This is a genomic window from Salinicoccus sp. RF5 (assembly GCF_020786625.1).
Lineage (GTDB): Bacteria > Bacillota > Bacilli > Staphylococcales > Salinicoccaceae > Salinicoccus.
Window position 1 is genome coordinate 197,253 of the sequence record NZ_JAJGRC010000001.1, and the last position, 12,620, is coordinate 209,872.

General features: G+C 50.9%; 15 protein-coding genes and 2 tRNA genes. 16 read left to right on the plus strand and 1 reads right to left on the minus strand.

Annotated features, from left to right (window positions below):
- The first annotated feature begins 1 nt into the window (after nucleotide 1).
- Nucleotides 2-631, plus strand: a complete 630-nt coding sequence (rdgB, locus tag LLU09_RS01135; protein ID WP_228310118.1) for an RdgB/HAM1 family non-canonical purine NTP pyrophosphatase — start codon at nucleotides 2-4, stop codon at nucleotides 629-631.
- Entirely contained in the window at nucleotides 609-1,097 is a 489-nt protein-coding gene (locus tag LLU09_RS01140) for a YfcE family phosphodiesterase (RefSeq protein WP_228310119.1), read from the plus strand. Before rdgB ends, LLU09_RS01140 begins: the two co-directional genes overlap by 23 nt.
- On the opposite strand, the gene LLU09_RS01145 is transcribed toward LLU09_RS01140, so the two are convergent.
- Entirely contained in the window at nucleotides 1,094-1,327 is a 234-nt protein-coding gene (locus LLU09_RS01145) for a hypothetical protein (RefSeq protein ID WP_228310120.1), read from the minus strand. The two genes, LLU09_RS01140 and LLU09_RS01145, sit on opposite strands and share 4 nt — an antisense overlap.
- A 50-nt stretch (nucleotides 1,328-1,377) precedes the next feature.
- Here LLU09_RS01145 and LLU09_RS01150 point away from each other — a divergent pair, with 50 nt between their 5' ends.
- The 14 genes from LLU09_RS01150 to hemB all read left to right on the plus strand — a co-directional run bounded on the left by LLU09_RS01150 (nucleotide 1,378) and on the right by hemB (nucleotide 12,620).
- Nucleotides 1,378-1,734 carry a thiol-disulfide oxidoreductase DCC family protein gene (locus LLU09_RS01150; protein ID WP_228310121.1) on the plus strand — a complete coding sequence of 119 codons (357 nt, stop codon included), beginning with the start codon at nucleotides 1,378-1,380 and terminating at the stop codon, nucleotides 1,732-1,734.
- 47 nt (nucleotides 1,735-1,781) lie between these two features.
- Nucleotides 1,782-2,333, plus strand: a complete 552-nt coding sequence (locus LLU09_RS01155) for a GNAT family N-acetyltransferase (RefSeq protein ID WP_228310122.1) — start codon at nucleotides 1,782-1,784, stop codon at nucleotides 2,331-2,333.
- A gap of 97 nt (nucleotides 2,334-2,430) precedes the next feature.
- Nucleotides 2,431-2,504, plus strand: a tRNA-Arg gene (locus tag LLU09_RS01160).
- Nucleotides 2,505-2,556: 52 nt separating this feature from the next.
- Nucleotides 2,557-2,630, plus strand: a tRNA-Arg gene (locus LLU09_RS01165).
- Between the two features lie 91 nt (nucleotides 2,631-2,721).
- Nucleotides 2,722-3,339 carry an NUDIX domain-containing protein gene (locus LLU09_RS01170; RefSeq protein ID WP_228310123.1) on the plus strand — a complete coding sequence of 206 codons (618 nt, stop codon included), beginning with the start codon at nucleotides 2,722-2,724 and terminating at the stop codon, nucleotides 3,337-3,339.
- Nucleotides 3,329-4,270: a hypothetical protein gene (locus tag LLU09_RS01175; protein WP_228310124.1), complete on the plus strand. Its 942-nt coding sequence runs from the start codon at nucleotides 3,329-3,331 to the stop codon at nucleotides 4,268-4,270. Before LLU09_RS01170 ends, LLU09_RS01175 begins: the two co-directional genes overlap by 11 nt.
- 89 nt (nucleotides 4,271-4,359) lie before the next feature.
- Nucleotides 4,360-5,643 carry a trigger factor gene (gene tig / locus LLU09_RS01180; protein ID WP_228310125.1) on the plus strand — a complete coding sequence of 428 codons (1,284 nt, stop codon included), beginning with the start codon at nucleotides 4,360-4,362 and terminating at the stop codon, nucleotides 5,641-5,643.
- 145 nt (nucleotides 5,644-5,788) lie between these two features.
- Entirely contained in the window at nucleotides 5,789-7,045 is a 1,257-nt protein-coding gene (gene clpX / locus LLU09_RS01185) for an ATP-dependent Clp protease ATP-binding subunit ClpX (protein ID WP_228310126.1), read from the plus strand.
- A 58-nt stretch (nucleotides 7,046-7,103) separates the two neighbouring features.
- The gene (gene yihA, locus LLU09_RS01190; protein ID WP_228310127.1) at nucleotides 7,104-7,691 is read left to right on the plus strand and encodes a ribosome biogenesis GTP-binding protein YihA/YsxC; all 588 of its coding nucleotides are present in this window, start codon (nucleotides 7,104-7,106) and stop codon (nucleotides 7,689-7,691) included.
- 139 nt (nucleotides 7,692-7,830) lie between these two features.
- Complete coding sequence (gene hemA / locus LLU09_RS01195; RefSeq protein WP_228310128.1) at nucleotides 7,831-9,177, plus strand: glutamyl-tRNA reductase; 1,347 nt, start codon at nucleotides 7,831-7,833, stop codon at nucleotides 9,175-9,177.
- Between the two features lie 12 nt (nucleotides 9,178-9,189).
- Nucleotides 9,190-10,014, plus strand: coding sequence for a cytochrome c biogenesis protein CcsA (gene ccsA / locus LLU09_RS01200; RefSeq protein WP_228310129.1), 825 nt, complete (start codon nucleotides 9,190-9,192; stop codon nucleotides 10,012-10,014).
- Between the two features lie 12 nt (nucleotides 10,015-10,026).
- A complete protein-coding gene (gene hemC, locus LLU09_RS01205) occupies nucleotides 10,027-10,950 on the plus strand; it encodes a hydroxymethylbilane synthase (protein ID WP_228310130.1) in 924 nt (307 codons plus the stop codon).
- Nucleotides 10,937-11,638, plus strand: a complete 702-nt coding sequence (locus tag LLU09_RS01210; RefSeq protein WP_228310131.1) for a uroporphyrinogen-III synthase — start codon at nucleotides 10,937-10,939, stop codon at nucleotides 11,636-11,638. Before hemC ends, LLU09_RS01210 begins: the two co-directional genes overlap by 14 nt.
- 1 nt (nucleotide 11,639) lies before the next feature.
- Entirely contained in the window at nucleotides 11,640-12,620 is a 981-nt protein-coding gene (gene hemB, locus LLU09_RS01215; protein WP_124009941.1) for a porphobilinogen synthase, read from the plus strand.

A 12,620-nucleotide genomic window follows, 5' to 3' on the forward strand; every position in this document is an offset into this window, starting at 1 on the left:
GATGGTCAGAATAGTGGTCGCCAGCGGAAACGAAGGGAAGATCAATGATTTCAGGGCGATATTCCCCGATGATGAAATCATCGGCATAAAGGAGATGCTGCCCGGCTTTTCGGTGGATGAGACGGAGGATACATTCAGGGGCAATGCCATACTCAAGGCGGAAGCAGCTGCAGAGGCGCTCGACATGCCCGTCCTGAGTGATGATTCGGGCCTCAGCGTCGATGCATTGGACGGTGCGCCAGGCGTCTATTCGGCAAGGTTTGCTGGAGTGGATGCGACGGATGAGGAGAACAACAGCAGGCTCCTGTCCGAACTGGAAGGTGTCGGGGACCGCACTGCACATTTCACATGTGTCATCGCCCTCGCCATGCCGGGCCGGGAGACACGGACGTACGAAGGAAAGCTCCATGGTGAAATCCTCGAATCCCCTCAGGGTGGGGGTGGATTCGGATATGACCCGCTCTTCCGGACGGAGGATGGCAGGCTGCTCGGCATGGTTAGTGCCGAGGAAAAAGGGGAAATAAGCCATAGAAGAAATGCATTGGACCGGCTTCGGGAAGACACCGAATTATTCGATGCATTAATACACTTTGATGGAGATGATGGCAATGAGGATTCTGATCGTAAGTGACAACCATGGTGAAAAGGGGGTCGTATATGAGGCATATGGCAGAAATGCAGGCGATCTGAACATCCACCTTGGGGACAGTGAGTTCAACTACGACGATACCGAGATGGTGCATTTCGAACGTGTCAGGGGAAATGTGGATACGGACAGCCGCTACCCTATAGAAGGGCATCACGAAACATCGGGCGTCTTCTATACACATGGACACTACTACGATGTCAAGAAGGGCCGGGAAGTGCTGGCAGACCGCGCCAGGGAATACGATGCCACGTATGCATTCTACGGCCATTCTCATGTGGCGAAGGCCGAAGATGTAGGTGGCGTCTTCTGCATCAATCCGGGAAGCATCTCAAACTCCAAGGGTGAACTCGTGGAGTCCTATGCGGTGCTCGACACATCCAGCAATGTCGTCACCTTCCTGGACAGGGAGCATGAGGTGATCAAGGAAGTGGATCTGGATACGCTCTAGGCCATGAGCGCAGTCATGAGCATCAGTACTGTAAGCATGAGCATCGCCCATTCGATCGTCCCCCGTCCGTGGCTGTCCCGCATGGCAGAACCGAGGAAGACGAGCAGTACGATGGACAGGATAATGAAGATCGGGGGGTGCATTTCAAATGTCGTATATCTGCCGGTCAGGTAGAGTATGGAGAGTGCGGTGAAAAACGTGGCGAGAAATATTCTGCCTGGATTCTTCATAGGCATGATGCATCCTTTCACAATGAGTTTGAAAGTCAGGAGGGTCAAATATGAATATACTTTATTTCGATGACGATTGCATCATCTGCAACCGTTTTGCGAAGATCATCACTGCTCTGGACCGAAAGGACGCCATACGCTTCAGCTCCATAAAGGAGCTGGAAGGGATTGTGCCGGAGGACATCGATTCCGTCGTGTACTACTCCGATGACATGTACATCCATTCCGATGCCGTCATCGAAGTGGCTGCCGATGCGACGGGCTTCAGGCCCGTCAGATTGCTGAAGGCCATTCCCGTCTGCTGGCGGAATGCCCTCTACAGGCTGATCGCAAGGAACAGGTATCGGCTGAATGACAGGATGTCATGCACCATCGACCCGGATGTGAGAAAGAAGATCATCTCATAGGGCAATATATGGCCAAAACCGACTAATCATGACAGAGGGATCATAATATGGTGAGGATAAAAGTGGACGCGGATATAGAACTGAAGGCCATGGAACAGGGTGACCGGGCGATGGTATTCAATACAGTGGACCAGAACCGCGGCCATCTCAGGAAGTGGCTGCCATGGGTCGACTACATGACCAGTGCAGAGGACTATATCGGTGTGATAAAAGCATGGCAGGAGGATATCGACAACGGCGTCGGCCTGCAGCTCGGCATCTTCCATAAGGGGGAGTTCGTCGGGATGTGCGGATATAATGAAATATTCTTCCTCAGCAGGCGCGGCCAACTCGGCTACTGGATCTCGAAGGAAGGGGAGGGGAAGGGGCTCGTCATGCGGTCCGTCCGAAAGCTTGTGGAATATGGATTCAGCACGCTCGAACTGAACCGGATAGAGATCATCTGCGGAGAATACAACTACAGGAGCCGGGCCCTGCCCGAGGCAATGGGATTCACGAAGGAAGCTGTACTTGCAGACTACGAGTTCCTGTACGACCATTATCACGACTGCATCATGTACCGGCAGCTGAAAAGGGAGTACGATGCAGGGCAGCCCTGAAGCGGAATATCCGCTAGTGTAATAAAACATGAATTATTTCAAATAGGTGTTTGACTTAGAGGGGACCTTTTGATTATAATTGTACTTGTCCGATTCAGTCCTGGTAGCTCAGCTGGATAGAGCAATAGCCTTCTAAGCTATCGGTCGGGGGTTCGAATCCCTCCCAGGACGCTATGAAAGAACCCCCTTGAGTGGGGTTCCTTTTTTTATCATTCCAGATGATGTCCCAGTAGCTCAGCAGGATAGAGCGACAGCCTCCTAAGCTGTAGGTCGGGGGTTCGACTCCCTCCTGGGACGTAACCGCCCTCCTTCGTGGAGGGTTTTTTTATTTTACAAACAAAACAGGCTTCTATAAAATTATTATGACTTCATATAAAGGAGAATTATGATGAGCAAATTTGATGAACCTATTCTCGTAGTACCGAGGGATGTTCTTTTTAATGATGAGGCGGATGCCTTCAATGGTTTCATTGGCATGAACGACAGGAGGTACGAAAACATTATTTCGACCCTTCCCAAGTTCGAAGTGAAGCGGCGGGGGGACATGGAGGAAGATCCGGCGTACAAGCAGCTGGTCGGTTATGTCATAATCACTTCCGACAATGGGAAAACACTCGTCTACAAACGCCTGAATGGCGGTGGTGAAGCGCGCCTGCACGGCATGCTGTCGATTGGTGTCGGCGGGCATATGAATGATGTACCGGATGCTTCCGGCATCGAAGAAAAGCTTTACATCAATGCAGGACGGGAACTTTCTGAGGAGGTGGGACTCTCCCAGGAACAGCTCGAAGATATAGAAATCGTCGGTCTGATCAACGACGATGATAACGAGGTGGGCCGTGTCCATATCGGTGTCGTATTCAAGGTGACGGTCGAGGAAGCGGATGTTGCGTCGCATGAGGAGGATACACTTGAGCTCATCTGGGAAAAGGACGACCAGCTGGCGGAGCGGTCCCCTTACGAATCATGGAGCGAACTGATCATCAAGGATGCCTATGGACGATAAGGTCATCTCCCACCGCCGGTTCCTCGGCAAGATGGAACGCGACATGGAAGCCGACCGTCAGAATGACGATCATGCGGAATTCGTCGAGAAGTTCAGAAGATACGAAGCACTTCTGGAGCCGGACATCGGCCTGATCGAACAGTTCTACCGGGCGCTTTCCGCCATCGGAAAGCATGATGAGATCATCGATTATGCCCTGCTGCAGATGAATGCCGGGCGCGGACATTATGATGTGCACATGCGCCACCTGCTCGAAGGACTCCTGAGCCAGGAGCGGTATTTCGAGGTGGTCGAATTCTCCGACCATCTCATGAAGGAGGAAATCCCCCATGACTTCCGGATTGAAGTGGCGGCGCTCCGCCACCGGGCGAAGAAGGCAATTGACGAGAAGAAAGAGGCTTCGATGTCTGAAATGCCGGAAGTCGATGCCGACTCCTACAATGATATGCAGTCCTATGAACGGATGGATTTCCTGAAGCGGATCATTGAAGAGGCGGATGACCGATACCGGGAGCTCATCCGGAACGCGGCGGCGGCGGAGGATAACCCTGAACTGCTGACGTTCATGCTACTGTATCTGAGGACGGCGGGGGACGAAAATGTGCTCGCCGTCCATAAGATGGGTAAAAGGATAGAGGTCGTCCCCGGAGAACTGCATGACCTTGAGGAAGGTCCCTTCAGGTCGATCAGTGCGCGTGTCATGGATGAAGTGGAGGACAGGATTCCGCAGTTTGCCGAGTCGGCGGCTGCCATGCTGATGTCGCATATGCTCTACTGCTACCCGGTCGAGCCGCCTTTTGGGACAGAGGATATGGTGGCTGCATATCTGGAGGAGATACTCGGTATGGTGAACATCGAGTATGAAGTCGCGGCCAACCCCCAGGCAGTCTCCTGGATCCGGGCGCTCGAGCAGTCGATTGCCGGGGAATGAAGGCTGTAAATCAAATGTTGGATATGAAAAAGTGATATGTTATACTATATTGGTTGATTGAAATCATGGACTAACGGAGGAATAAGAATATGTCTCAAAAGTGGGAAAAACAAGAGGGTAACGAAGGAGTTCTGACTGTCACAGTCCCTGCAAAGGAAGTTGACGGTGCTCTCAATGAAGCATTCAAGAAAGTTTCAAAAGATGTAAGCATTCCAGGATTCAGAAAAGGCAAAGTGCCGCGCCAAATGTTCGAAAAGCGTTTCGGTGTAGAATCCCTTTACCAGGATGCACTGGATATCCTGCTTCCAAAAGCTTATACAGAAGCTGTAAATGAAGCGGACATCAATCCTGTGGATCAGCCTGAAGTGGACATCGAGCAGATGGAGAAGGGCAAAGACCTCATCTTCACTGCGAAAGTCATCGTGGAACCTGAAGTGAAGCTCGGCGAATACAAAGGGCTTGAAGCTGAAGAGCTTGACACGGAAGTGACTGAAGAGGATGTTCAGAAGGAAATCGACAACATGCTCGAAGCACATGCTGACATGGTTGTTAAGGAAGACGGAAAAGTTGAAGAGGGAGACGTCGTCAACCTCGACTTCGACGGCTATATAGATGGTGAACAGTTCGAAGGCGGCCAGGCTGAAGGCTACGAACTCGAAATCGGTTCCGGCAGCTTCATCCCAGGCTTCGAAGAACAGGTAGTCGGCATGGGTGTTGAAGAGGAGAAGGATGTCAACGTCACTTTCCCTGAGGAATACCATGCAGAAGAACTTGCTGGCAAAGAAGCGACTTTCAAAGTCAAAGTCAACAGCATGAAATCCAAGGAGATTCCTGAACTCGACGACGAACTCGTCAAGGAACTCGATCAGGATGTAGAAACTGTGGACGCTTTGAAGGAGAAGGTCGAAAAAGACCTCAAAGAAGCGAAGGAAAATGAAGCGGATGTGACCATGAAGGAACAGCTCATCGAGCAGGCTGCAGAAAATGCAGAAATCGATGTGCCGGAAGCGATGGTCAAGACGGAAACTGACAGGATGCTCCAGGAATTCGAACAGCGCCTCTCCCAGCAGGGCATCAACATGGAGATGTACCAGCAGCTGTCCGGCCAGGACGAAGATGCACTCCGTGAACAGATGAAGGACGATGCACAGAAGCGTGTACGTACGAATCTCGTGCTCAAGCAGATTGCTGTTGATGAGGACATCGAAGTGACTGAAGCGGACATGGACAAAGAGCTTGAAAAGATGAGCGAACAGTTCGGCATCAAAGTGGAAGACATCAAATCCACTCTCGGCGACCTCTCCATGCTCCAGGACGACCTCAAAGTACAGAAGGCAATCGATGTACTTGTAGACAACAGGAAACAGAAATAGAACAGGCAAAAGAGTACAAATGAATCAAGAGCTCTGCAACAGGTCGTTGCAGAGCTCTTAGCTTTATGGCGCTCCGAGACTGTATATTTGATTTTAACGATGATTTCTAGTATATTTTACAGGAATGAAAAAAGAGGTGTTGAAAATGTTTAAATTTAATGAAGACGACACAAATCTCACTTGTTCCTTCTGTGGCAAGGATCAGGAACAGGTGAAGAAATTGATCGCAGGCAGCGGTGTCTACATCTGCAACGAATGTATCGAACTCTGCCATGAAATCATCGAAGAAGAGCTGAAGTCCGAGAAGACTGAAGTGTTTACAGAAATACCGAAACCGCAGGAAATACTTGAGGCGCTGAATGACTATGTCATCGGGCAGGACAATGCCAAGCGTGCGCTGAGTGTAGCGGTATATAACCACTATAAACGCATCAACCAGAACCAGGAAGACGGCGTGGAAATCTCGAAGAGTAACATCGCGCTGATCGGACCGACAGGAAGCGGTAAGACACTGCTCGCCCAGACTCTGGCCAGGACACTCAATGTGCCGTTTGCCATCGCCGATGCAACAAGCCTGACTGAAGCGGGCTATGTCGGGGACGATGTCGAGAACATCCTCCTCCGTCTGATCCAGGCAGCGGACTTTGATGTAGAACGTGCTGAACAGGGCATCATCTACGTCGATGAAATCGACAAGATCGCACGCAAGAGCGAGAACACTTCCATCACAAGGGACGTCTCCGGTGAAGGCGTCCAGCAGGCACTTCTTAAGATTCTCGAAGGAACAACAGCAAGCGTTCCGCCACAAGGAGGCAGGAAACATCCGAACCAGGAATCCATCCAGATCGATACGAAGAACATCCTCTTCGTCCTCGGTGGCGCTTTCGACGGCATGGATGAAATCATCAAGAGGCGTATCGGCGAGAAGGTCATCGGGTTCGGCGGTGCATCCGAAAAGTCGAATGACAAAGATGAGATCATGAAAAAAGTCCGTCCGGACGATCTCCAGAGCTACGGCTTGATTCCGGAATTCATCGGACGTGTACCGATCATCAGCTACCTTGAGGAACTCGATGTCGATGCACTCAACTCCATTCTGACAGAGCCGAAGAATGCGCTCGTCAAGCAGTATCAGAAGATGCTCGAGATAGACAATGTGGAACTGGAATTCGACCAGGACGCACTGAATGCCATCAGTGAACTGGCGATCGAAAGGAAAACAGGGGCCCGCGGCCTCCGTTCGATCATTGAGGAGCGCATGGTGGACATCATGTTCAATGTGCCTTCCAATGAAGATATCCGCAAGGTGAAGATCACAAGAGCGACAATTGAAGAGGAAGCAGAACCCCTGCTCTTCGATGAAAACGGGGAAGAGATCCAACTGAACCGTAAAAGTGCATAATACCTGAAAGAGCTGTCTGAACCATGGACAGCTCTTTTTACTGAAAGGAAGAAGAGCGATGAGAATCAATCCAAACAATGTAGAAATACTCATCTCTGCCGTAGGCAGTGACCAATATCCGAAGACCGGCCTGCGGGAAATCGCTTTGAGCGGCCGCTCGAATGTCGGCAAGTCCTCCTTCATCAATGCGGTGGCCGGCCGGAAGAATATCGCAAGGACTTCTTCCAAGCCGGGGAAGACGCAGACGCTGAACTTCTATAATATGGACGATCAGTTCATATTCGTGGATGTCCCCGGCTATGGCTATGCCAAGCAGTCGAAGAAGTCCCGTGAAGAGTGGGGCCGGATGATCGAGAGCTACTTGGCGGAAAGGGACGAGCTGGCGGCTGTCATCCAGCTGGTCGACTTGAGGCACAAGCCGACGGAAGATGATGTACTGATGTACAATTATCTGAAGCATTTCGAGATTCCGGTGATGATGATATGCACCAAGATGGACAAGATTCCAAAAAGCAAGCTGCAGAAGCACCTTAAGGTGGTCAGGGAGACGATCGACTTTGAAGAGGGTGATGTGATGATCCCCTTCTCCGCATTGGACAAGAAGAATCTGTCCCAGGCAATGGATGCCATTTCACAGTATATGTAGTGTTGTTCACAAAAAATACTTATTTATAATTGATATAAATAAGATTGTGTCGTGGATTATAAGCCTGCAATCTGTTAAAATAATAATTATTGAAAGTGTCCAAAGACGAGGCACAATAGGATAGTGGGGGGCAATTCGGATGCATGTCATCGCATTGAGTCTGAATTACAGGAAAGCGAGTGTCGAAGAAAGAGAAAAGGTGGCGTTCAAGGATGAGGAAGTCATCCCGGCGCTGCATAGGCTGAGGGAGCAGAAAAGTGTGCTTGAAGCCGTACTTCTGTCCACATGCAACAGGACGGAAGTCTACGTCGTCAGCGACCAGGTGCATACAGGGAAGTATTATTCCCAGACGTTCCTTGCCGACTGGTTCGATCTGGACTTGGCATCGGTCAAGAGGATTACGGATGTCAAAGTCGGAGATGAAGCAATCGAGCATCTGTACCGTGTCGCCTCCGGGCTGGAATCGATGGTTCTCGGAGAGACCCAGATTCTTGGACAGATCAGGGATGCATTCTTTACTGCCCAAAATGAGCATACGACAGGCACAATGTTCAACAAGCTTTTCAAAGAAGCGATTACGGTGGCAAAGCGCGGACATAGTGAAACGGATATCTCCAAGAATGCGATATCCATTTCATACGCCGCAGTGGAGCTTGCCAAGAAGATATTCTCCCGTGTGGACGACAGCAAAGTTCTGATCATCGGGGCGGGGGAAATGGCTGAACAGTCCCTGTTGAACCTGACTTCGAACGGCATCAGGAATGTCACGGTCGTCAACCGGTCTGAAGAGAAGGCTGAACATTTGGCAGGCCGGTTCAATGGTAAAAGTGCCTCCATCGACAGTCTGGAGCAGGAACTTGCAGGTGCCGACATCGTAATTTCGAGCACTGCTGCACGGAACTACGTCATTACCGAGGAGCTCGTCTCGGAAGCGATGTCGGCCCGTAAAGGAAAGCCGCTCATCATGATGGACATCGCGCTGCCGCGTGACATCGACCCGACCGTGGGTGGAATGGACAATGTCTACATGTACAACGTGGACGACCTCCAGGGACTGGTTGACGCCAACCTGTCCACACGTCAGGAGGAAGCCGCAAAAATCGAAGGCATGATCGCCGAAAGCATGGACAAGTTCACTGAGTGGGTAAACATGCTTGGTGTAGTGCCGGTCATCCAGGCGCTCCGTTCAAAGGCACTCTCCATCCATGAAGAGACATTCCAGAGTGTGGAGCGGAAAATGCCGGATATGACCGACCGTGAGCGTACAGTGATATCCAAGCATATGAAGAGCATCATCAACCAGATGCTCAAGGACCCGATCATCTACACCAAGGAGATTTCAGGTGATCGGAAAGCAAGTGCTAAACTTGAAGAAATAGAGCAGCTCTTCGGCATCGAAGAAGAAGTGGATGCCATCCGCCAGCAGGAAAAAGAGAAACAGCATCAGAAAAGATTGGCAAGGAAGCAGGAGCTGGCTCTGGATTAAGGTGGAAACCATATGGATATGATGTTCCGCAGTCATGAATTTATATTGTTATTATACTTTTTGAGCCTTTCTGTGCTAAGCTACGATCTGTTTTTCAGGAATCGGCTGGCCAGGAAGGTTTCCTTTTATCTTGTCGTAATTGCCGCCGTGCTGCAGGTCGCCACATTCATATATATCGGGGTGGCCCTCGGCCGCATTCCCATCCAGACGACGTTTGAAGGGATATATGTATTTTCCGCCCTTGTTGTGATCATAGGGCTGGTGCACTACAGCCGGAGCGACTCGGAAATCGCCTTTTCGCTCTATGTATTCTGTGCCTTTATACTGTTTTCCATATATACATTTGCACCTGTCGCCTACAACAGGGTGACCGAGGTTTCAGCCATCATGAATGAACTGCTCGTCATCCACATCGTATTGGCGCTGTTTGCCTACGTGTTGTACTTCATTTCGGTGATACATGCCGTGATATATATCATCCAATATGATAATCTGAAAAAGAAGCGTTTCAATCGTCTTTTCTTTTCACTATTCAGTGTAGAGAAAGCGAAGAAGACGATGATACGTACGCTCGTGCTCGGAGTGCTGTTCATGCTGATCAGTATATCCCTCGGAACGCAGTGGGGCGTATATATATTTGGAACGGAAATATTCCGTGACTTCAAGGTGCTTGGTACCCTGTTCGTGCTCATACTGTACACAGCGCTTTTCTTCCATCTGAAGGTAAGGAAGAACACATACCAGTTTGCCTGGTTCAACATACTGATCTTCATCATATGCATGTTGAACTATCTATTCATTACACAACTTTCCAGTTTTCACTTCTGGAGCTATTAAAGGAGACGCAAAATGAGAAAATTTATCGTTGGTTCAAGACGCAGCGGCCTGGCGATGACCCAGTCCAGACAGTTCATCGACAGCCTCAAGTCGCATTATCCGGATATGGATATAGAAATTAAGGAAATAGTGACCAAAGGGGACAGGATCGTGGATGTCCAGCTGTCGAAAGTCGGCGGCAAAGGCCTTTTCGTCAAGGAGATAGAGCAGGCCCTCGCCGACAAGGAGATCGACATGGCGATCCACAGCCTGAAGGATGTGCCGAGTTCCATGCCGGAAGGCTTCACCATTGCGTGTGTGCCTGAACGGGAGGATATGCGGGATGCCTTCCTGTCCAACAACAAAGTCCACTTCAAGGATCTGCCTGCAGGCAGTGTTGTGGGTACAAGCAGCCTGAGGCGCGGCGCCCAGCTGCTTGCGATGCGTGATGATATCGAAGTGAAGTGGGTGCGCGGCAACATCGATACACGCATCAAGAAGATGGAATCCGGTGAATATGATGCAATCGTGCTTGCAGCTGCAGGCCTTAAACGTATGGGCTGGTCCGACAATATCGTCACGGAATACTTCGATCCGGAATCATTCATTCCGGCCATTGCCCAGGGCGCCCTCGGCATCGAGTGCCGTTCCGACGATAAGGAACTGATCGAAATGCTGCAGAAGGTGCATTCGGATGTGGATGCGGCATGCACGTCTGCTGAACGCGCCTTCCTGAAGCGCATGGACGGCAGCTGCCAGGTACCGATCGGCGGCTATGCAGCCTATGAGGATGGGGAGCTCTACCTTACCGGCCTGATCATGCCGGAGGATGGCAGTGAGCAGTATATCGTCAAGAAATCCCATCAGGATCCGGATACGCTCGGCAACCTCGTCGCTGATGAGATGGAGCGCATCGGTGCAAAGGATATCATCGACCGCATCAATGAATCGCTCTAGACCTTTCCTCATCATGACGCAGAGCAGGGAGCAGGAATGCCGGTCGGACAGGTTTGCGCTCCATCATGTACCGTTGATTACAACCGAACGGCTATCTTTTGATGCATCATTGCTGGAAGATGGATATGACTGGCTTGTGCTTACAAGCCGCAATGCGGTGGAGCACTTCCTGCCGTATATGGACTCCGTCAAATTCGACAGGCTGGCGAGCATCGGCAGAAAGACGAGCGAGAGCCTCGAGTCCCATGGTTTTACAGTGGACTTCGAGCCGCCGGATTATTCACAGGAAGGTTTCATGGCGCATTTTACAGCCCAACCGGGTGACCGTGTGCTCTATCCCGTCAGTGAGCGCGCACGCCCGCTCCTTTATGAGCATCTGGGCAGACAGGGATGTACGGTGACACGCATCGCCCTCTATCGGCCCACAGACAACGGTGCTTCAAGGAAAGTGCTGCAGGAGCTGCTTATGGAGAAACCGTATGGCATCACATTCTCGAGCCCGTCGGGGGTCCGGACCTTCATGAAATGGTTTGCTCCCGGCATGCTCAAAGGCATGACTGTCGCTGCAATCGGACATGTGACGGCGGAAGCTTTGGAGGAGTACGGCGTATCCTCCATCCAGCCCGCGAAGGAAACGGTGGAGGATATGATCCTGATGCTTGAAGAAAGAATAGATAGGGGAGTATAAAATGAATTTCGATAGACATAGACGTCTGAGAAGGACAGAATTTATGAGGGATATGGTCAGGGAGACGAAAGTTGCAAAGGAAGACCTGATCTACCCGATCTTCGTAGTGGAAGCAGATGATGTGAAGGAGGAAGTGCCATCGATGAAGGGGGTCTTCCAGATTTCACTGAACCGCCTCCACGAAGAACTCGAGGAAGTGAAGGCAGCCGGCATCAAATCGGTCATCTTCTTCGGCATACCGGACGAAAAGGATCCCGAAGGCCACGGTGCCTACCATGACCATGGTGTGGTCCAGGAAGCGTGCAGGATCTCCAAGGGATTGTATCCTGAAATACTGGTCATCCTGGATACATGCCTGTGTGAATATACAGACCACGGCCACTGCGGCCTCATCGATCCGGACACGAAGGATGTCGACAACGACAGTACACTGCCGCTCCTGGTCAGGACGGCCGTCTCGCAGGCAAAAGCCGGCGCCGATATCATCGCACCGAGCAATATGATGGACGGTTTCGTCACGGAAATAAGGAAGGGGCTCGATGACAACGGCTACAGCCATATACCGATCATGAGCTACGGAATCAAATATGCCTCCAAATTCTATGGGCCATTCCGCGATGCGGCGGATTCCACACCATCCTTCGGCGACCGCAGGACCTATCAGATGGACCCTGCAAACCGTCTGGAGGCACAGCGCGAACTGGAAAGCGACCTCGAAGAGGGATGCGACATGATGATCGTCAAACCGGCGCTATCCTATCTTGACATCATCAGGGATGTCAGGAACAATACCAATGTACCGGTAGTCGCCTATAATGTCAGTGGAGAATATGCAATGACACGCACCGCAGTCGATATGGGACTCCTCGAGGAGTCAGTCATCATGGAGCAGATGGTTTCCATGAAGCGCGCAGGTGCGGATATGATCATCACATACTTTGCCAAAGACATATGCCGAATGCTTGATGAAGGGATGAAATGA